Annotated in this window: 19 protein-coding genes; 9 read left to right on the forward strand and 10 right to left on the reverse strand. The window is 69.5% G+C overall.

What is annotated here, in order from left to right; genetic code table 11:
* Positions 1 to 44: 44 nt before the first annotated feature.
* Positions 45 to 1,037, reverse strand: coding sequence for an SDR family NAD(P)-dependent oxidoreductase (locus ACWF9G_RS28755; protein ID WP_452519120.1), 993 nt, complete (start codon positions 1,035 to 1,037; stop codon positions 45 to 47).
* 72 nt (positions 1,038 to 1,109) lie between these two features.
* Here ACWF9G_RS28755 and ACWF9G_RS28760 point away from each other — a divergent pair, with 72 nt between their 5' ends.
* Positions 1,110 to 2,444 carry a TIGR01777 family oxidoreductase gene (locus ACWF9G_RS28760; protein ID WP_452519122.1) on the forward strand — a complete coding sequence of 445 codons (1,335 nt, stop codon included), beginning with the start codon at positions 1,110 to 1,112 and terminating at the stop codon, positions 2,442 to 2,444.
* A 7-nt stretch (positions 2,445 to 2,451) separates the two neighbouring features.
* Here ACWF9G_RS28760 and ACWF9G_RS28765 read toward each other — a convergent pair whose 3' ends face one another.
* The 5 genes from ACWF9G_RS28765 to ACWF9G_RS28785 form a co-directional block, all read right to left on the reverse strand.
* The gene (locus ACWF9G_RS28765; protein ID WP_452519124.1) at positions 2,452 to 3,693 is read right to left on the reverse strand and encodes a class I SAM-dependent methyltransferase; all 1,242 of its coding nucleotides are present in this window, start codon (positions 3,691 to 3,693) and stop codon (positions 2,452 to 2,454) included.
* Complete coding sequence (locus ACWF9G_RS28770; RefSeq protein WP_452519126.1) at positions 3,690 to 4,412, reverse strand: DUF1365 domain-containing protein; 723 nt, start codon at positions 4,410 to 4,412, stop codon at positions 3,690 to 3,692. Before ACWF9G_RS28770 ends, ACWF9G_RS28765 begins: the two co-directional genes overlap by 4 nt.
* Positions 4,409 to 5,722, reverse strand: a complete 1,314-nt coding sequence (locus tag ACWF9G_RS28775; protein ID WP_452519127.1) for an NAD(P)/FAD-dependent oxidoreductase — start codon at positions 5,720 to 5,722, stop codon at positions 4,409 to 4,411. Before ACWF9G_RS28775 ends, ACWF9G_RS28770 begins: the two co-directional genes overlap by 4 nt.
* A gap of 89 nt (positions 5,723 to 5,811) precedes the next feature.
* Positions 5,812 to 6,654: a MerR family transcriptional regulator gene (locus ACWF9G_RS28780; RefSeq protein ID WP_452519129.1), complete on the reverse strand. Its 843-nt coding sequence runs from the start codon at positions 6,652 to 6,654 to the stop codon at positions 5,812 to 5,814.
* A gap of 35 nt (positions 6,655 to 6,689) precedes the next feature.
* Complete coding sequence (locus ACWF9G_RS28785; RefSeq protein ID WP_452519131.1) at positions 6,690 to 7,070, reverse strand: hypothetical protein; 381 nt, start codon at positions 7,068 to 7,070, stop codon at positions 6,690 to 6,692.
* A 137-nt stretch (positions 7,071 to 7,207) separates the two neighbouring features.
* Here ACWF9G_RS28785 and ACWF9G_RS28790 point away from each other — a divergent pair, with 137 nt between their 5' ends.
* Complete coding sequence (locus ACWF9G_RS28790) at positions 7,208 to 7,756, forward strand: lipocalin family protein (RefSeq protein WP_452519199.1); 549 nt, start codon at positions 7,208 to 7,210, stop codon at positions 7,754 to 7,756.
* Positions 7,753 to 9,075, forward strand: a complete 1,323-nt coding sequence (locus tag ACWF9G_RS28795; RefSeq protein WP_452519133.1) for a cryptochrome/photolyase family protein — start codon at positions 7,753 to 7,755, stop codon at positions 9,073 to 9,075. Before ACWF9G_RS28790 ends, ACWF9G_RS28795 begins: the two co-directional genes overlap by 4 nt.
* 16 nt (positions 9,076 to 9,091) lie before the next feature.
* Here the strand turns inward: ACWF9G_RS28795 and ACWF9G_RS28800 are convergent, their stop codons facing one another.
* On the reverse strand, positions 9,092 to 9,535 hold the full coding sequence (locus ACWF9G_RS28800; protein ID WP_452519135.1) for a hypothetical protein: 444 nt from the start codon (positions 9,533 to 9,535) through the stop codon (positions 9,092 to 9,094).
* Between the two features lie 457 nt (positions 9,536 to 9,992).
* Between ACWF9G_RS28800 and ACWF9G_RS28805 the strand changes: the two genes are divergently transcribed.
* Positions 9,993 to 11,027 (forward strand): hypothetical protein, encoded by a 1,035-nt coding sequence (locus tag ACWF9G_RS28805; RefSeq protein ID WP_452519136.1) that lies wholly within the window; start codon positions 9,993 to 9,995, stop codon positions 11,025 to 11,027.
* Between the two features lie 129 nt (positions 11,028 to 11,156).
* Entirely contained in the window at positions 11,157 to 12,578 is a 1,422-nt protein-coding gene (locus ACWF9G_RS28810; protein WP_452519137.1) for a WGR domain-containing protein, read from the forward strand.
* A gap of 75 nt (positions 12,579 to 12,653) precedes the next feature.
* On the opposite strand, the gene ACWF9G_RS28815 is transcribed toward ACWF9G_RS28810, so the two are convergent.
* Entirely contained in the window at positions 12,654 to 13,388 is a 735-nt protein-coding gene (locus ACWF9G_RS28815; RefSeq protein ID WP_379307233.1) for a glucose 1-dehydrogenase, read from the reverse strand.
* A gap of 178 nt (positions 13,389 to 13,566) precedes the next feature.
* Between ACWF9G_RS28815 and ACWF9G_RS28820 the strand changes: the two genes are divergently transcribed.
* Together ACWF9G_RS28820 and ACWF9G_RS28825 are read left to right on the forward strand one after the other, a co-directional pair.
* Positions 13,567 to 14,190 carry a TetR/AcrR family transcriptional regulator gene (locus tag ACWF9G_RS28820; RefSeq protein WP_452519139.1) on the forward strand — a complete coding sequence of 208 codons (624 nt, stop codon included), beginning with the start codon at positions 13,567 to 13,569 and terminating at the stop codon, positions 14,188 to 14,190.
* A 182-nt stretch (positions 14,191 to 14,372) separates the two neighbouring features.
* Positions 14,373 to 15,722, forward strand: coding sequence for a lipase family protein (locus tag ACWF9G_RS28825; RefSeq protein WP_452519201.1), 1,350 nt, complete (start codon positions 14,373 to 14,375; stop codon positions 15,720 to 15,722).
* 42 nt (positions 15,723 to 15,764) lie between these two features.
* Here the strand turns inward: ACWF9G_RS28825 and ACWF9G_RS28830 are convergent, their stop codons facing one another.
* Positions 15,765 to 16,301: a hypothetical protein gene (locus ACWF9G_RS28830; RefSeq protein WP_379307229.1), complete on the reverse strand. Its 537-nt coding sequence runs from the start codon at positions 16,299 to 16,301 to the stop codon at positions 15,765 to 15,767.
* Positions 16,302 to 16,590: 289 nt separating this feature from the next.
* On the opposite strand from ACWF9G_RS28830, the gene ACWF9G_RS28835 reads away from it, so the two are divergent.
* Positions 16,591 to 17,688, forward strand: a complete 1,098-nt coding sequence (locus ACWF9G_RS28835) for an exo-alpha-sialidase (protein WP_452519141.1) — start codon at positions 16,591 to 16,593, stop codon at positions 17,686 to 17,688.
* Positions 17,689 to 17,691: 3 nt separating this feature from the next.
* A complete protein-coding gene (locus ACWF9G_RS28840; protein WP_452519143.1) occupies positions 17,692 to 17,964 on the forward strand; it encodes a MoaD/ThiS family protein in 273 nt (90 codons plus the stop codon).
* A gap of 471 nt (positions 17,965 to 18,435) precedes the next feature.
* Here the strand turns inward: ACWF9G_RS28840 and ACWF9G_RS28845 are convergent, their stop codons facing one another.
* A complete protein-coding gene (locus tag ACWF9G_RS28845) occupies positions 18,436 to 18,600 on the reverse strand; it encodes a hypothetical protein (protein WP_452519144.1) in 165 nt (54 codons plus the stop codon).
* Positions 18,601 to 18,764: the final 164 nt, after the last annotated feature.

An 18,764-nucleotide genomic window follows, 5' to 3' on the forward strand; every position in this document is an offset into this window, starting at 1 on the left:
GGGCGGCGGCTTCCCGGAGCCGCCGCCCTTCGCCGTCGGCGCGATCAGATCGAGTCGGGAGCCCCGATCAGCGCACGGCACGCACGCCAGAGCGTGACGGCGTCGGCATCGGTGTAGCGGGTGCCGGACCGCAGGTGCAACGGGCGGATCCGGCGATCGTGCCAGAACTGGCCGGACGGCAGCGTGGTGCGGGTGGCGGCGAGCCAGACCGCCGTGTCGGCGCCTTCGGCCGGGGTCCGCAGCAAGGGCCGGGTCATCCGGCGGAACCGGGGCAGCGCGTCGGCGATACCGGGGGTGTCGACCCACCCGGGGTGCACAGCGTGCGCGCCGATCCGGTCCTCGGCCAGCTCGACGGCCAGCAGCGGGGTCAACGCGACCTGCATCCTTTTCGTGCGCGCGTACGCGGCAGCGCCCCGGTATTCGCCGCGCCGGCATTCCGGATCCTCGACCGCCAAGGGCTGGGCATACATCCCGCCCGACGACATGAGCACGACCCTGGCACCTCGTGCCGCGGCCAGCAACGGGCGGACCAGCTCGGTCAGCAGCAACGGACCCAGCACATGGGTAGCGAAGGTGAGTTCGTGTCCGGTGCTGGTCTCCCGGCGTTCCGGTGACAGCACCCCCGCGTTGTGCACGAGGACATCGATCGGCGCCTCGCCGAGCGCGGCGGCACAGCGCCGCACCGAATCGGGTTCGGCGACATCGCATTCGACCACCGTCACCGTGGCCTCGGGATGCCGTTCGCGCAGTCCGTCCGCCGCGTCCGCTCCCCGCCGCGGGTTCCGGACCGCGAGCACGACCGAGGCGCCGAGCTCGGCCAGTCCGTCGGCGATGGCCAGCCCGATCCCACTGTTGGCGCCGGTGATCACCACCCGCCGCCCCCGCATCACGTCCGCCGGTGGATCGTCGTCCGGCCAGGCACGCCGGCGCAGGGCGATACCGAGGCGGCTGTATCCGGGCAGCACTGTGCGGTCTAGGAGCGCATCGACGCGCGATGGCTCGAACTTCGCATCGTTGCTCACGTCATTAGCGGTCATTCCTCCATAGTACCGCCAGAAACGATGCATAAACGATTCATTTCGTTCGGGAGGACGGGTTACAGTCGAACTATGGGCATCGACTGTTCGACGGTTGTCTCCGCACCCCGCGACGAGGTCTTCGCCTGGTTCGCCCGGCCCGGCGCGTTCACCCGCCTGGCGCCGCCCTGGCAACCGGTCCGGCTGCTCAGCGAGTCCGACGACCTCGCCCGCGGCGCCGCCGTACTCGGCCTGCCCGGCGGCCTGCGCTGGGTCGCGCGGCACGACCCGGCCGCCTACGACCCGCCCCACCGTTTCGCCGACGCCGTCGCGATCGACGGTCTCGCCTCCACACCGGTCGGGCGCCTGCTGCCGTGGCGGCACACCCACGACTTCACCGCCGTCGACGACGCCCACACCCGCGTGGCCGACCACGTCGACACCCCGCTCCCCGCCCGCCTGCTGCGCCCGATGTTCGACTACCGCTACCGCCAGCTCGCCGACGACCTCGCCGCCCACCGGCGCGCCGCCGAGCGTGGCTTCACCTCGCGCACCATCGCGGTCAGCGGCGCGACCGGAATGGTCGGCACGGCGCTGTGCGCGTTCCTGTCGACCGGCGGTCACCACGTCGTCCGGCTCGTGCGCCACGCGCCGTCCGATCCCGCCGAACGCCGGTGGGACCCGGCCGATCCCGCACCGGACCTGCTCGACGGCATCGACGCGGTGGTGCATCTGGCCGGCGCGCCCATCGCGGGCCGGTTCACCGAGGAGCACCGCCGCGCGATCGCCGACAGCCGGATCGGCCCGACCAGGGCACTGGCCGAGACCGCGGCCCGCTGCGGCGTCGCCACCTTCGTCAGCGCCTCCGCCATCGGCTACTACGGCTACGACCGCGGCGACGAGACCCTCACCGAGACAGCCGCTCCCGGCGACGGTTTCCTCGCCGAGGTGGTCACCGGCTGGGAGGCGGCGAGCGCAGCCGCCGGTGGCCGGGTGGTGCAGATACGCACCGGCATCGTCCAATCACCCGCAGGCGGCACATTGCGCCTGCTGCGTCCCCTGTTCGCGGCGGGTCTGGGCGGCCGGATCGGCGACGGCACCCAGTGGCTGTCCTGGATCGGCCTGGACGATCTGCTCGACGTCTATCACCGTGCGCTCTGGGATGATTCGCTCGCGGGCCCGGTCAACGCGGTCGCCCCCGATCCGGTCCGCAACAGCGAATACACCGAGGTGCTTGCCCGTGTCCTGCACCGGCCCGCCCTGCTCCCGGTCCCCTCGTTCGGCCCGGCGCTGCTGCTCGGCAAGCAGGGCGCGCGGGAGCTGGCCGAGGCGAGCCAGCGGGTGTCCCCGGCCCGGCTGTCCGAGGCGGGGCACGTCTTCCGTGCCCCCGACCTCGAACAGACCCTGCGTCATCTGCTCGGCCGCTGAACCGAACTCACGCGAGGACGAACTGCCCGACATCGAGATACCCGGACCGGAAACCCGCCTCCGAGTACGCCAGATACAGCCGCCACATCCGCACGAACGTCTCGTCGAACCCCAGTGCCCCGACCTCCGCCCGCGCGCCCTCGAACCGTTCCCGCCACGCTCGCAGGGTGCGCTCGTACTGCGCGCCCATCGAGAACTCCTCGCGCACAAGCAGATCCGTCCCGCGCGCGACGGATTCCTCGATGGCTCGCACCGACGGCAGGAATCCGCCGGGGAAGATGTACTTCTGGATCCAGGTGTAGGTGTGCCGGGTGGCGAGCATGCGCTCGTGCGGCATGGTGATGGCCTGGATCGCGGCCCGGCCGCCCGGCGCGAGCACCCGGCCGATGGTTGCGAAATACGTGTCGAGGTACTCGTAGCCGACCGCCTCGATCATCTCCACCGAGACGACGGCGTCGTACGTGCCGCGCACCCTTCGGTAGTCGAGCAGGTCCACCCGCACCCGCTCCGCCAGTCCGGCCGCCGCCACCCGGGTCCGGGCCGCCGTCTGCTGTTCGGTGGACAGCGTCACGGTGTGCACCCGCGCGCCGCGCTCGGCCGCCCGGACCGCGAGTTCGCCCCAGCCGGTGCCGATTTCGAGCAGCCGGGTGCCGGATCGCACGTGCGCGCGGTCGAGCAGGCGGTCGATCTTGGCGCGCTGGGCGGTGGCGAGATCGTCGGCCGGATCGGTGAACAACGCGGCAGAGTAGGTCATGGTCTCGTCGAGGAACAGCCCGAAGAAGTCGTTGGACAGGTCGTAGTGCCGGGCGATGTTGCCGCGCGTGTTGTCCTCGGAATTGCGCTCGGCGGCTGGATGTCCGGCGACGTAGAGACGGCGCAGCCGGGCCATCGGGCGCGGTACCAGCTCGTCGATGTGGGCCGCGAGCACGGTCAGCACGCCGACGAGATCGGGCGCGTCCCAGTCACCGGCCATGTACGACTCACCGAAACCGATGAGCCCGGCGGCACCGACCCGGGCGGCGAAATCGCCGGGCCGGTGCAGTACCAGGCACGGCACCCCGGTGGGCGCGCCGACGACGGTGCCGTCGGGATAGCGCACGGCCAGCGGCAGCCGCCGGGTCAGGCGGCGGATCAGCAGGTCGACGGCCAGCGCCGACACACCCGCCCACAGGCCGAGCGGCACCGCAAGGTCCGGCCACCGGTCCCGCTCCGGCACAGCGGGATTCGCGGTGGTATCCACGGTCGTCATCGGAGCGCCTCCTCGGGCACGGCCACCGGACGCGGCACGACCGGCAGTCCCCGCGCCCAGAGCAGCACGCCCTGCCAGCGGATACGCGCGGCCACGAGCAGCGGCGGAATCGGATCGGTCAGCACGGCGCGCACGATCGCGCCGGTGGTGGCGGGCACGCACCGGCCCGCGACGGTGGCGACGAAGATCGGCCGGTCGGTCACCAGCGTGATCGATACCCGCAGCGCGGAATCCGGCTCGGGTACGCGCAGCCGGTACTCGCCCGCCACCGGGTTGAACGGCGAGACGTAGAACTCCTTGCCGACCCGGGCGTGGCCGTTCTCGTCGGGCCGCAGCAGGTAGCGGTGCGCGCCGCCATAGGTGTTGCGCACCTCGGCGATCACGCACACCGGCGCGCCGGTGCGGTCGCGGCACCAGTACAGCGTGAGCGGATCGAAGGCGTACCCGACGGATCGCGCGCCGGTCAGCATGAGCACCCGCCCGCCCCGCAGGTCGATGCCCTGGGTCGCCAGGTATCCGTCGACGGCGGCCCGCAGCGAGCCGCCGCGTTCGCCCAGGTGGTCACCCGCGTCGAAGCCCGCGAACGGGCGCAGCCACCACGGCAACCGGGGCAGCCGGTCCAGATCGACGAGCCAGCTGTGCCCGCGATAGCGGAAGGCGTGCCGGATCGGCGCCAGCCGGGTGTGCCGGATGTCGGTGCGGATCAGGCGCGCGGTCACGAGGCCGCCACCAGCTCGGGCACCGGTCCCGTCCAGCGCCCGCCCAGCCGCTCGGCGGCGCGCAGTCCCGACAGCGCGCCGTCCTCGTGGAAACCCCACCCGTGGTAGGCGCCCGCGAAAGCTGTTCGCGCGCAGCCGAGTTCCCCGGCGCGGGCGCGGGCGGCCACCGATTCCGGGGTGTAGAGCGGATGTTCGTAGGTCATCGTGTCCAGCACCGCGCCGGGATCGATCCGGTCGCCGTCGCCCAGGGTGACCAGGAAGCGCCGGTCGCCGGTGTCGTCGAGACGCTGGAGCCTGGTGAGGTCGTAGGTGACCAGGACGCGGTCGGGTTCGGCGGCGCAGGCGGGCAGGCGGTAGTTCCAGGACGCGCGAGCACCGGCGGCGCGCGGCAGCAGGCGGGAATCGGTGTGCAGGACGGTGTGATTCACCGAGTAGGGCATCGCCGAGAGGATGTCGCGTTCGGCGGCGGTCGGCTCGGCGAGCAGAGCCAGCGCCTCGTGCGGATGGGTCGCGACCACCGCGGCGTCGAACTCGTCGACGCCGTCGTCGGCGGTACGGACGGTGACCCCGTCCGGATGCCGGTGCAGCGCCCGCACCGGGGTGGCGACCTTGACCCGGTGCAGGCGTTCGGCGACCGCCGCGACGTAGGTCGCCGATCCCCCGGTGACCGTGCGCCAGGTGGGTGAGCCGAACACCGTCAGCATGCCGTGGTGGTCGAGGAAGGTGAACAGGTAGCGGGCCGGATAGCGCAGCGCGGTGCGTGGATCGCAGGACCAGACCGCCGCGATGAGCGGCGCCAGGAAGTGGGTGCGGAAGTAGGCGGAGAATCCGGCGTCCGCCAGGAACTCGGCCACCGTGCGTTCGGTCGCCGCGGCCGTGGCGAGTTCGGCGCGGGCCAGGCGGTGGAATCGCGGCACCTCGGCGAGCAGCCGCAGATATCGCCCCCGGACCAGCTGCCCGGGACGCGGGAACAGTCCCGGCAGCCCGCGCGCTCCGGCGTATTCGAGCCCGCAGCCGTCGCAGCGCACCGACAGGCTCATGTCGGTCTCTCCGGTGGCGATGCCGAGTTCGCCGAACAGCCGCCGCAGCGTCGGGTAGGTGCGGTCGTTGTGCACGATGAATCCGGTGTCAACGCCGAGGGTTTCACCGTTGCCCGCGACCACGCGGTGCGTGTCGGCGTGCCCGCCGAGGCGGCCCTGTGCCTCGTAGAGCGTGACCTCGGCCGAGCGGGCGAGCACCCAGGCGGCGGTCAGCCCGGCGACTCCGCTGCCGATCACCGCGACCCGTCGATGCCCGTTCGATGCGTTCATGCGATTCCTCCGGTCGTCCCCGGACTACGGGTGGTCTATCCACCCGAATTGAATCAATTATGCATCGTTTGGTGCGCGGCGGCCAGCCGTCAGCGCAATGCCTCGACGGCACCGTCGAGCGAGGCGATCCGCGCGACCGCGGGCGGCAGCAGCGCCGCGTCCCAGCCGGGGCCGCCGACGCAGACCCGCGCGCCCGCGTCGAGACCGGCCAGCACGGCCGAGGTCAGCGCGGTCGATTCCCGCTGCGACCACAGCAGCAGCGAGGTCGGGCCCGCGGGCCGGGCCAGCGCGCCGACCAGCGCGACGGTCGGCACATCGGCGCCCAGCATCCGGGCGCCCACCCCCTGCTCGGCCAGCGCCGCGCGCAGCACTTCCAGCGGAAGCGAGTGGGTCTCACCGCCGGTACAGGCGAGGACGACGGTCCGATCGGCGACCACCGGCGCGGTCAGCACCCGCTGCATCACCGCCGCGATCGACCACGACAGCAGGTGCTCGACATCGATGCAGTTCTCCCCCACGCCCTGGCGCGCCACGATGTCGGCGAAGGCGGGACGGCACAGCTCGTCCCAGGTCCGGATCACACCGTAGGCGCGCACGTGCGCCTCGACCAGGCCGACCGAAGTCGAGGAGTCCAGTGCGAAGGCGGCGTCGAGCAGCTCGGCGCGGTTGCCCGCCAGCACCGCGGGCCCCCGCGCGGCCGCCGCGGCGCCCGCCGGGCTCGCGCCGTCGCGGATCAGCGTCAGCATGCGTTCGAGCAGGGCGATATCGGCTTCGGTGTAGAGCCGATGCCGACCGGGACGGTCTTGCGCGGGCCCGATGGCGTAGCGGCGATTCCAGCTGCGCAGGGTGGCCGTCGGGATGCCGAGACGGTCCGCGACCGCGCGCACCGTGTACCCGGCCGCGTCGGAGACAGGGGCGGAACCGGCGGACATCGCTCCATTCTGACCGACGCCGCCCCGCCCGCGTGTCACGGCCGGGTGGCGGCGGGTCGCCACGGCCACGCCAGTGCCGTGCTCCCCACCCCGATCAGGCCCCAGACCAGCGGCACCGCGATCGCGGTGCGGCGCAGACGTGGATCGACCGCCGTGCCGAGGACCACCGCGTCGGTGAGGTCGGCGGCGATGCGCACCCCCGCCGCGGCCCGCGCGACGCGGGCATCCGGCGCGAGCACCATGGCCGCGCCGGAGATCGCGTCCCGGCAACCGACCATGCGGGCCAGCGCCCTGCTGCCCGGCCGGTCGACCTCCCAACCGCACGGCCGCAGCAGCACCTCGGGGCGGGCGGCCACACTCACGCCATAGGCGGCGGTCGCCAGACCGAGCAGACGGAACGGCCACTCCCGTTTCATCGAGAACTCCTCTCACCTGATGAATCGATTATGCATCGTTTATTGGTAGTCTGTCAGTACCAACGATCCGAGGAGTTCTCGTGCGTATCGCCCGTTCCTCCGTTCCGCTCCGCCTGCCGCTGCTCGCCTGCGCGGCGATGGCCGCCGTGGCGCTGGTCCCGGCCGCCGCCTCCGCCGCGCCCCCAGCGCCCGTCCCGTCGCTCGACGTCGAGCGATATCTGGGCGTCTGGCATCAACTGGCCGCGATCCCGGCCCCGTTCAACCTCGACTGCGCCGGCGACACCACCGCCACCTACACCCTCGACGACGCCGGTGACGTCGGCGTCTACAACCGCTGCCGCACCTGGTCGGGCGGCACCAACGAGATCCGGGGCACCGCGACGGTGACCGATCCCGTCACCAGCGCCCAGCTGCACGTCTCCTTCCCCGGCGTGCCCGGCCAGGATCAGCGCACCGGCGCCCCCAACTACATCGTCACCGCCCTCGGTCCTGACTACTCGTGGGCGGTCGTCACCGACCCCAGCCGCCTGTCCGGCTTCGTCCTGTCCCGCGCCCCCGCCGTCGACGCCGCCACCTGGAACGACATCGACGCCGCGATCGTGGCCACAGGCCAGAACACCTGCGTCTACCTGACGACCCCGACCGCGGGCGGCCGCTCCGACATCACCCCGGTGTGCGCCCGATGAGCGTCTCGATCGCGCTGTTCACCCGCGACCTGCGCACCGCCGACAACCCGGTCCTCACCGCCGCCCACCGCGAGAGCGACGCCGTGATCCCGGTCTTCGTCGTCGACGACCGCATCGTCCCTGACCGCTGTCCGCCCAATCGCGCCGTCTTCCTCGCCGCCGCGCTGGCCGAACTCGACGAGCGCCTGCGCGGCATCGGCGGCCGGCTCGTGGTGCGCCGCGGCGAGGTGACCGACGAAGTCGCCCGGCTCGTCGACGAAACAGGCGCGTGCGCGGTGCATCTCGCCGAGGACGTCAGCGCCTTCGCCACCCGCCGCGAACAGGCCCTGCGCGACCGCCTCGCCGGAACAGGCTGCGCGGTGCGCACCCACAGCGCGGTCGTCACCGCGGCCGACCCCGCCGTCCTGACCCCCGCCACCGGCCGCGACCACTACGCCGTGTTCACTCCCTACTTCCGCCGCTGGGTCGACGCCCACCAGCGCCACCCACTCGGCACTCCGCGCAGCCTGTCGGTTCCCGACGTGGCGAGCGAACCCCTGCCGGCACCCGGGGACCTGTCGACCGGCGAGCCGTCCCCGAACTGCCCGCGAGGCGGCGAGATCAGCGGCCGGGCCCTGCTGCGCAAGTGGCTCGCGGGCCCGATCGAGGACTACGCCGACCGCAACGACGACCTCGCCGCCGACGCCACCTCCCATCTCTCGCCGCACCTGCACTTCGGCTGCCTGTCCCCCGTCGAGATCGTGCATCGCACCGACCTGTCCGACGCGGGCGGCCACGCCTTCGCCCGCCAGCTCGCCTGGCGCGACTTCCACCACCAGCTGCTGTCGGCCCGCCCCGACACCGCCTGGACCAGCTACCGTCCCGGCCCGTTCGCCGTGCGCACCGACCCCGACGCCGTCACCGCTTGGAAGGAAGGCCGCACCGGCTACCCGCTCATCGACGCCGCCATGCGCCAGCTCGTCACCGACGGCTGGCTCCCCGGCCGCGCCCGCCTGATCACCGCCTCCTTCTTCGCCAAATCCCTACGCCTGGACTGGCGCATCGGCGCGGCCCACTTCCTGCACTGGCTCGTCGACGCCGACCTCGCCAACAACCAGCTCAACTGGCAATGGGCCGCGGGCACAGGCACCGACACCCGCCCCAACCGCGTCCTCAACCCCCTCCGCCAAGCCGACCGCTACGACCCCGACGGCACCTACACCCGCACCTGGCTCCCCGAACTGGCCCACCTCGACGGCCCCACCATCCACCGCCCCTGGCGCGCCGCCATTCCCCACTCCACCTATCCCCCACCACTTCTCGACGTCCCGGGCATGTGACACCCAGGCGGGCACCTCAATCGCTCACCGAATCCGGGTCGGCCGCCACGAACTGAGCGGCGGTGGGCGACAGCTTCATCCCGAACGGATCGTATTTGTCGAGCACATCCTCGGGGACCCCACTTTCTTCCCGCGTCGCGTTCTCGTACGCCCGCACCGCCTTGCTCCAGCGTTCGAATGCCGCCTGACGCGACGATCCGACCGCGTCCCCGATCTGCGCCCAGGTGGCACCGGAAATCCGGGCAGCCGCTACCGCCGCACTGAGATCCGCGACGTTGGCGCGGTGCCGAATTCGAAGCTTGGTCAGTTCCAGCAACTCCGCAGCTCTTCGGGTCGAGGCGAGATCGACCGCCGCCGTCTCGGCGATCAGCGCACGAGCCAATCGATCGCATTGGGCGATGAGAAGAAGATTCAACTCGGATGCCGCCTTTGCAATCCTCTCGTCGGAGGGCTCCACCACGACAAACCTCCCGTCGCATGACAGATCTGCAGCGCGTCAAGAAATCCTTGACGCAGCTAACCCTACCGCGATTGATGGGAGCGCGATTTACATTCCCCACACCCTTGACAGGTCATCCGCTGAGGAAGGCCCCCGCAGTCACCGGCCACAAGCCGAGGCGAGAATGTGACATTGATTACAGACCGCAGGGGAACTTTGATCTTGAACTAGATGATCTTCGCAACCTTCGCCGCGCGCGACCTGCGCTTCGGGCACCCAGCGAGGATGCTCGCATCGAACCCGATCTGGAACACACTAGTTATTGACTCGTGATCTTGTCGGGATGGCGCGCTACAGTTCTGGACTGCGGCGTTGCGACCAGCACACGGTTCTTCCCCGAGAGAATTCGGCACGAAGACGATGACCGTGTTCCGCCCCGGCCAGGGGGCGGAACACGGGTAGGGCAGTTCGCGGCGGCGTGCTCGGTGTTCAGCTATCCACGACGAAGTACTGCCGTGTCGACGATATCGGTTGGGCTGTGTTCGATCAATCGAACACGTGTGGTATCGGCTCCGCGGTAGTGCCTCGTGGTGATCTCTCGACAGAAAGGTCTACCCCGGTGCATCACGACGATGCAGGCCGTACCACCACCGAATCCGCCATCTGCTCGGAACCCTTTCGCGCGGAATTGCTTTCGCTCGTTCTCGACGCCGTCACCGGTCCCGCCGAACTCGTTTTCGCGGTGCGGCTGCTCCACGACAGCTCGCCCACCACCCCTGCCGAGATCGCCGCGGCTTCGGGGATACCCTTCGCGTCGATCCAGCTGCTGCTCGGCGGCGGAGAGATGTCGCTGTCGAAACGCGAGTTGCTCCAACTGGTCCGCGCCATGGGTGTCTCGGACGACGAGCCATGGGAGCGGGCATGGCGTCAGGCAGCCAGACGTCGTGCGACTCCGACGGTGTTCGTTCCGGCGTCTCCGCTGACCGTCGCGCATGTCGTACGGGATACCGGGGCGGAGTCCGCCGCCTACGCTCCCAGCGAGAGCGGGAGGTTCTTGGAGCAGTTCCGATACCAAGCGTTGTCCCAGTCCAGCAAAACGTTCCACGTGGCTTTGTATTTCACCATCGCCACGGCCGTGATGATGCTGGCCAGCGCCGCTGTCACGCTGTATGGCGTGCAGTCGGGTGCACCCGATGCCACCACCTCAGCGGCGATATCGGCCATCAGCCTGCTGCTGACGACATTCGGCGGAGTCGTGACCGCATGGGCGAGTCAGGCCCGCACACACCTGACTCGACAGGCCGAGCGGGTCGAGCAGTCCATCCGGGCCGACCGTGCCTTCCTGCACGCCCGGACCCTGCTGACCAGAGTCGAGGATCCCGAGCTTCGGGATGAACTGAGCAAAGCCGCGATCGTCTTCGCATTGGGGCAGTCCGCGACGGCAACGTCGAGCGGAACACCGATGGATCCGCTGGAACCCGCTCGACACCCCGCGCCTGGCCAGCGCCGCTGATTTCCGCCAGTCGGTGCGGACCCCCGCGACCTGCGTGAATGCGCGGGCTATCGCGGGGTTCTCCGCAATGTCGGTGTGCCTTGCTACTTTTCGCTCGTTCGACACACCGCACGAGCTCAGCGAGGATCCATGACGACCGCCGAAACCACCTACCTGGAACTGTCCGACGACACCGGTTCCTCGCACAAGTTCTACGAGGTGATCGTCACCGGCACCCAGGTGAACATCCGCTTCGGCCGGATCGGCGAACAGGGTCAGTCCAAGGCGAGCTCGTTCGCCACGGCGGAGAAGGCGAAGTCGGCCGCGCAGAAGAAGATCGGTGAGAAGGTCCGCAAGGGCTACGCGCCCGCCGTGATGGGTGCGCGCCAGCGCCGCGCGGTGACCCGCCGCGTGATCACCAGCCAGCGCTCGACCGCCAAGAGCGCACCGGTCCTGTGGCGCTTCGACTCCGGCGCCGCCGCGTTCGGCATCTTCGTCGACGAGCAGCGCTGCTGGGTCGGCAACGAGAACGGCGAGGTCTACACCCTCACCCCCGAGGGCGTGGTGACCAACCGCTACCAGCTGCCCGACGGCGTGAAATGCCTGGTGGCCGACGACTTCTGGATCTACGCGGGCTGCGACGACGGCCGCGTCTACGACCTGTCGGGCAAAGTCCCGCGTGCCGCCTACGACGTCTCGGCCACCGACGTCTACTGGCTCGACATCCACGACGGCATCCTCGCCGCCTCCGACGCCGCGGGCGGCCTGACCGTCATCGACCACGAGGAGGAATCCCTGTGGTCGGCCCGCAGCACCGGCTCATCCGGCTGGATGGTGCGCCTCGACCCCACCGGCGTCTACCACGGCCATAGCAACGGCGTCACCAAGTACCACCTGGAAACCGGTGCCACCCAATGGCATTCGCCCACCCACGGCTCGGTCCTGTTCGGCTGGCAGGAGACCTCCGACGTCTACGCGGGCACCGGAGCCAACCGCGTCGAGGAGATCACCAAGCAGGGCGTCACCACCCGCGCCTACCAGTGCGACGCCGCCGTCTTCTCCTGCGCCGCCTCCCCCGACGGCCGCTACGTCTTCGCCGGCGACTCGCACTCCTCGGTCTACTGCTTCGACGCCACCGGCACCCGCCTGTGGAAACTGGCCACCGGCTGCGGCTCGGCCTACTCCATGCAGTACCACGACGAGAAGCTGTACCTGGTCACCACCTCCGGCGCGCTGGCCTGCCTCGATGTGAGCGAATCCGCCGTCCGCGACGCCGACCAGGGCGTGCTCCCCAGCACCGTCTCGGTCAAGGCGCCCGAGATCTCCGCCGTCACCGCCTCCAGCACCGTCGAGGTCACCACCGACGCGGGCAGCGGCATCGTCGTCGAATGCGTCGAACACGGCGGCTCCCTGCGCGTGCACGTCGTCAGCCCCGGCTACGAGCGTGGCTGGAACGTCCAGTTCCCCCGCGACATCCGCCAGGCGGGCACCCGCTATGTCGTCGACGCCGTCACCGAATCGGCCCGCGGCGGCTTCTACCGTGTCCGCGGCGACATCCGCCGCCTGACCTGACCGAGCCTTCCCGCACGAGGGCGGTAAACGTCGCGGAGGATGGGAGCGAGCCGTCCCATCCTCACGCCCGACCGCTCAGAAACTCTTGTGCGGCACCCCGACGGTGAGCCCGCCGTCGACGACGAATTCAGCGCCCGTCGAATACGACGACTCGTCCGAGGCCAGGTAGGCGACCAGCGCCGACACCTCGTCGGGTTCGGCCGCCCGCTTCACCGGAATCTGCAGGAAGTCCGCCGGAATCCCCTCGGTCATCGGCGTACTGATCAGGCCGGGATGCACCGAGTTCACCCGGATCCCCTGCGCGGCGAGCTCCAGCGCCGCCGACTTGGTGAGACCACGCACCGCGAATTTCGTTGCGGTGTAACCATGCAACCCCGGGCTGCCGCGCATGCCCTCGACCGAGGAGATGTTCACGATCGAGCCACCGTCGGTCATCGCGGGCACCGCGGCCTGCATGCCGAGGAACGTTCCGGTCAGGTTGATGTCGATGATCCGCTGCCACTCCTCCAGCGCGAAGTCGACCAGCAGATTCCCGTTGACGATCCCCGCGTTGTTCACCAGCACGTGCAGCCCACCGAACGTCTCGACCGCCGCCGCGACGACCGCGGCCCACTGCTCGGGCTCGCGCACATCCAGATGCTGGTAGATCGCGGCGTCCCCGAGTTCCTTGGCGACGACAGCCCCTTCGTCGTCGAGCACGTCACCCAGCACCACCGACGCGCCCTCGGCGACGAACCGGCGCGCGTGCGCAGCCCCCATCCCCCGCGCTCCACCGCTGATCACCGCGACCTTGCCCGCCAACCGTCCCATGTTCACATTCCTCTCACCAGAACTGAGCCACTCTCACCGTAGGAGCGTGGCCCCGTTCCGCGTGGGGATATGCCTAAATGAACGGTCGACTCTCACGAAAGCCGACGAATCCACCCGATCTGGCCTGGTGATCACCCGCCCAGGATGCGTCGCCCGCCGGTTTACTATCCTGACGGCGGTGACGGTCCCCAGTTCTTCCCGCTCGAGCAGCCGCGTCGACGACCGGCGAGCCCAGCGGCGCGACCGATTCCTGCTCGCCGGACTCGCCGTCTTCGGCGAAGCCGGCTACCGCAACAGCTCCATCACCAGCATCTGCAAGGCCGCCGGACTCGCCCGCGCCCAGTTCTACGAGCACTTCGCGAACCGCGAAGAACTGCTGCTCGCGGTATACGACGCGGTGCAGATCGACGCGCGCCAGGCCGTCGCCGCCGCGGTCGCCGACACCGCCGCCGACGATTTCGTCACCCGCGCGCGGGCCGCGATGCGCGCCTACGCGGAGTCGGTCGGCTCCGATGTCCATCGCGCGCGCGTCTCCTTCGTCGAATGTGTCGGCGTGAGTGACGATTTCGAGCGTCACCGGATCGAGCAGCGCGAGGTCTGGGCCGATTTCTTCGCCACGGAACTGCGGCTCGCGCTCGGCAAGGACTTCACCCCCGTCGGCGGGTATCGCACGGCGGCAACAGGATTCATCGGCGCGCTGATGGCGCTGGTGCACCAGTGGAGCAGCACCGAGCCCCGCACCGGTTTCGACGATCTCGTCGAAGTCCTCACCCGCTTCCTGGTCGCCCTTACCCTGCCCTGACTCCCACCGGGCTATTTGCCGAACCGCCCCGGCGCGCTGTAACGTGCGGCACAATTTAGACGATGGCGTCTAAATCTTGATCGAAGGGGTGCCGCGTGCTCCGTACGCGAAACAGATCCGACTACAGAGGACGGGCAAGCTTGCTCCGCCGCCTCACCACAGCGGGCGGAGCCACGCTCGGCATGCTGCTGATCCTCAGCGGCACACCGGCATTCGCCGATCCTTACGACGGCCCGGTGCAGCCCGCACCACCGTTCCTCAGCTCACCGGCGATCCCGGAGTTCGACGGGTTCTACCGCCCGCCCGCCGAACTCGTCGCGGCCAAGCAGCCCGGCGAGATCATCGCCGCGCGCGAAGTGCGGGTCGCGAACTTCTCCCTACTGCCGGTCAACGTCGACGCCTGGCAGGTGTCCTTCCGCTCCAACAACAGCTACGACCAGTCGATCCCGGCCGTCGCGACCGTGTTGAAGCCACGCGGTGAGGTCGCCCCGGGCACCCGGAATCTGCTCTCGTACCACATGGCCGAGGATTCGACCGGCCAGTACTGCGCGTCGTCCTACGCGGTGCAGCAGTGGTCGATTCCCGGCCAGATCACCGGCCAGGCGGTGGCGCCGATCTCCTTCCTGGAGGTGCAGGTCGCGCTCCAGCAGGGCTGGGCGGTCGTCATCCCCGATCATCAGGGACCGAACTCCGCGTTCGCGCACGGACCGCTCGCCGGGCGCATCGCCCTCGACGGCATCCGCGCGGCGGAGAACTTCACCCCGCTCGGACTCGACGGCGCGGCGACGCGGGTCGGCATGATGGGCTACTCGGGCGGGTCCGTCCCGACCATGCACGCCGCGGAACTCGCCGCCAGCTACGCACCCGAACTGAACCTCGTGGGAGCGGCCTCCGGCGGCACCGATGCCGACCTCGGCGCCCTGGTCGACCTCGCCAACAACAACGCGGGCTCGGGCGTCGTGTTCGGCGGCATCATCGGACTCGCCCACGAGGAACCCGAATTCAACGCCTTCCTCCGCCGCACCGGCACCCCACTCGCCCAGACGCTGCTCGACGCGAAAGACCGCATGTGCGTCACCTACCAGGCACTCTCATTGCCGTTCATGAACATCAAGGGCCTGCTCAATACCCCCGGCGACCCACTCGACGCCCCCGAGGCGAAGAAGGTTCTCGACCGCACCCGCATGGGCAAGACCACCCCCACCATGCCCGTCTACCTCTACCAAGCCAACATGGACTGGCTGGTTCCGGTCGGCCCGGTCAACACGTTGTACGGCACCTACTGCCAGGACCCCGCCGCCCGGATCACCTACACCCGCGACCATCTCAGCGAGCACCTCTCGCTGGAACCGATCGCCGTGCCCAGCGTGATGATGTGGATGCGCGACCGCTTCGCCGGCGTTCCCGTCCCCTCCGGGTGCACGCTCAACGATGTCGGCTCGATGACCCTCGATCAGCGAACCTGGCCCGAATGGGTATCGATCGTCGGCGAGACCCTCGCCGGGCTGTTCGGAGCGCCGATCGGCAACTGAGGCGACCGCTGCCGCGCCGCAGGCCGTTCGGGCCCGCGGCGATCAGCAGGTGAGGTTCGCCGCGCCGTACGAGGAGAACGACACGTGCACGTGGTCGTAGTGGTTCTGGGTCGGGTCGCCCCGGTCCTCCATGAACGACCAGCCGCTGCCGTCGTTGTAGCGCTGCTGCCAGATCACATAGGTGACACCGAAGCGCGCCTTGTTGGCCAGGATGAACGCAGCCATCGCATCTCCCTGCGCCGGATTCGACGTCATGAGATCGAGAGCGAGTCCCGCACCGTGATCACCGTCATAACGCCCGTGCGCGCCACCGATGTCGGACAGGCCGAACATCTTCTGGATCATGTGACTGACCTGCGCGACGTGCGGCTGCGTGCCCTTGAACTCCGTCGCGCACAGGTATTTCAGCTTCCCCGCCGACAGCGCCGCGAGCTCGTCGTCGACAGCAACGGGTTCCGGCGCGATCGTCGGCTCGTCGTGTGGCAACTGGGGCAGCGTGTCGATCTCGATCGCGGAGGGCGTGTGCGGCTGAACCGCCGCGACCTGTTCCACATCGGCAGTGGCGGGCCGTAACGCCATCCACAGCATTCCGGGAACCGTCGCCGCGAGGCTGCACACAGCCAGAGACGTACGCCCAGTGGGAGGCGCAGGGGTGCGATGTTGACCAGGCACTTTATCGATCACCAGCTACTGTCGAGAACAAAGTCACCATTACATTACGAAATGGTCGCGGAAAAGTCACGCTCGTGCACCGGGTTGCGCACGATCGGACCAGTATCCCTTACCGACCGCGATTTCGCGGCCCTAACGTCGCCGCGGAGTACGCTCTTTTTCATCCGCGTACGGTGCGACGGCCCGGAGGTCGGCAATGGACGTACTTCTCGGAATCGGAACCCGCAAAGGGTTGTTCCTGGCCCGCAGCACAGACGGCCGGGCGAGCTGGACCGTGCGTCCGCCGCAGTTCCCGATCGCCGATGTCAAAGCCTTGGCGATCGACACCAGACGGCCCACCCCGCGCCTGCTCGTCGGCGTCCTGAACAGCCACTTCGGCCCGACGCTGGTAGCCAGCGACGACCTGGGCGACACCTGGACCGAGCCCGACGACGCCCCACTGGCCTTCCCCGACAACACCGACGCCGCATTGCAAGGTGTCTGGCAGATCACACCGGCGACCGACGCCGAACCGGATGTCGTGTACGCGGGCGTCGAACCGTCCGCCCTGTTCCGTTCCACCGACGGCGGAAGAACTTTCACGCTGGTCAGAGGCCTGTGGGACCATCCACACCGCCCGAAGTGGGAGCCGGGCGGCGGCGGTTTGGCCCTGCACACCGTCCTCCCGCACCCCACCGACACCCAGCGCCTCGCCGTCGCCATGTCGACCGGCGGCGTCTACCAGACCTCCGACGGCGGAGCGTCGTGGCACCCGACCAACCACGGCGTCACCGCAGACTTCCTACCCGGCGAACTCCCCGACTGGGGCCAGTGCGTGCACAAGGTCGCCCGCGACGCCGAAACCCCCAGCACCCTCTACCTCCAGAATCACGGCGGCGTATTCCGCAGCACCGACGACGGCACCACCTGGCAATCGATCGACGCCGACCTGCCTCCCTCCAACTTCGGCTTCCCGATCGTCGCCCACCCCCACCGCCCCGGCGTCATCTACACCTTCCCCCTCGTCGCCGACATGGACCGCTTCCGCTTCCCCCCGGACGCCACCTGCGCGGTCTACCGCAGCGACGACGGCGGCCAGACCTGGTCAGCCAAAACCGAAGGCCTCCCGACAGTCCCATTCTGGGCCGCCGTCATGCGCGACGCCATGACCGCCGACAACGCCGACCCGACTGGCATCTACTTCGGCACCCGCAACGGCGAGGTCTACTGCAGCCCCGACGAAGGCGACCACTGGCACCTCGTCGCCGACAAACTCCCCGACGTCCTGTGCGTCCGCGCCGCCGTCATCGGATAACCCATGGCCCGCGTCCTCCTCCCCTCCGCCCTACGCCCGTACGTCAACGGCGCCAAGGAATTCGACATCGACGCCCCCACCCTCCGCGACGCACTGGACACCCTCCGCGACCGCTCCCCCGCCCTGGAACGCCGCCTCCGCGACGAACGCGGCACCCTCCGCCGCTACGTCAACTTCTATATCGACGGCAACGAATGCCGCACGCTGGACGGCGTGAACACCCCACTGACCGCGACCACCGAACTGATGATCATCCCCGCGGTCGCCGGCGGATAGATCGTCGCCGGCGTCAGAGCAGCTGACCGAATCCCCTCCGAGGGAGTCAAACGGGCAGCCAGCTCGGCCACCACGGTGGCACATTCCCTGGCGGGCACACCGGGATCCGAGCAGGCTGGCCGGGATCATGCAGCCAGAGCATCATGAACCATAGAAGCCCCAATGAGCCGAGCAAGCAGACCACGACGGCCAGGACAATCCGGAGTACTCCAGGGACCGCACCCCGGAAGCGTCGACTGATCGTCAGCGTTGCGCCCCACCAGAGAGCGACCACGACAATGTTCGGAACCAAGAGCAACAGCAAGGTGAGACCCTCACCAGCTCCGGCAACCCCGCAGTCACGCCACGACCGTGAGACCGTGTCGTTGATCGTTATGGATGTAATCCCGCCTGCGACAAGGCCGATCACGGCATAGACCACGATGACGCGGGCAGACGGCCACGGTCGGTCAGTCGTGACGCTCTGCCGCGTCACAACCCGTACTTGCGCACGAACTCCTCGGTCACATCAACCGCGGGAACCCCCAGATCCGCGGCCCGCGTCTCGACCGTCGTCTCCTCGATGAATTCCGCAGGCTCCGGCGGAAGTTCCCTCCACCGCGCCCGCGGATCGATTCCCTCATTCTGCTCGGACATCACAACTCCCCTCGTCCCCATCCAGCGTAGCTGTCACCGTCACGGAACGGATCGGCGTGATCGACACGATTACAGGCGGCACCTCCCGGCATGGTGTGCCGGGTTCGCCGACAACTCCGCCGTACAGTTCCTCACCGAGAAGATCGTCGATCTGGACTACGACG

The sequence above is a fragment of the Nocardia sp. NPDC055029 genome, assembly GCF_053608525.1.

What these genes read in the sequence shown, in the direction of transcription:
- ACWF9G_RS28755 (WP_452519120.1), bottom strand. Translation starts at nt 1,037, where the DNA reads ATGACCGCTAATGACGTGAGCAACGATGCGAAGTTCGAGCCATCGCGC.
- ACWF9G_RS28760 (WP_452519122.1), top strand. Translation starts at nt 1,110, where the DNA reads ATGGGCATCGACTGTTCGACGGTTGTCTCCGCACCCCGCGACGAGGTC.
- ACWF9G_RS28765 (WP_452519124.1), bottom strand. Translation starts at nt 3,693, where the DNA reads ATGACGACCGTGGATACCACCGCGAATCCCGCTGTGCCGGAGCGGGAC.
- ACWF9G_RS28775 (WP_452519127.1), bottom strand. Translation starts at nt 5,722, where the DNA reads ATGAACGCATCGAACGGGCATCGACGGGTCGCGGTGATCGGCAGCGGA.
- ACWF9G_RS28780 (WP_452519129.1), bottom strand. Translation starts at nt 6,654, where the DNA reads ATGTCCGCCGGTTCCGCCCCTGTCTCCGACGCGGCCGGGTACACGGTG.
- ACWF9G_RS28785 (WP_452519131.1), bottom strand. Translation starts at nt 7,070, where the DNA reads ATGAAACGGGAGTGGCCGTTCCGTCTGCTCGGTCTGGCGACCGCCGCC.
- ACWF9G_RS28790 (WP_452519199.1), top strand. Translation starts at nt 7,208, where the DNA reads ATGGCCGCCGTGGCGCTGGTCCCGGCCGCCGCCTCCGCCGCGCCCCCA.
- ACWF9G_RS28795 (WP_452519133.1), top strand. Translation starts at nt 7,753, where the DNA reads ATGAGCGTCTCGATCGCGCTGTTCACCCGCGACCTGCGCACCGCCGAC.
- ACWF9G_RS28810 (WP_452519137.1), top strand. Translation starts at nt 11,157, where the DNA reads ATGACGACCGCCGAAACCACCTACCTGGAACTGTCCGACGACACCGGT.
- ACWF9G_RS28815 (WP_379307233.1), bottom strand. Translation starts at nt 13,388, where the DNA reads ATGGGACGGTTGGCGGGCAAGGTCGCGGTGATCAGCGGTGGAGCGCGG.
- ACWF9G_RS28825 (WP_452519201.1), top strand. Translation starts at nt 14,373, where the DNA reads ATGCTGCTGATCCTCAGCGGCACACCGGCATTCGCCGATCCTTACGAC.
- ACWF9G_RS28830 (WP_379307229.1), bottom strand. Translation starts at nt 16,301, where the DNA reads ATGGCGTTACGGCCCGCCACTGCCGATGTGGAACAGGTCGCGGCGGTT.
- ACWF9G_RS28835 (WP_452519141.1), top strand. Translation starts at nt 16,591, where the DNA reads ATGGACGTACTTCTCGGAATCGGAACCCGCAAAGGGTTGTTCCTGGCC.
- ACWF9G_RS28840 (WP_452519143.1), top strand. Translation starts at nt 17,692, where the DNA reads ATGGCCCGCGTCCTCCTCCCCTCCGCCCTACGCCCGTACGTCAACGGC.
- ACWF9G_RS28845 (WP_452519144.1), bottom strand. Translation starts at nt 18,600, where the DNA reads ATGTCCGAGCAGAATGAGGGAATCGATCCGCGGGCGCGGTGGAGGGAA.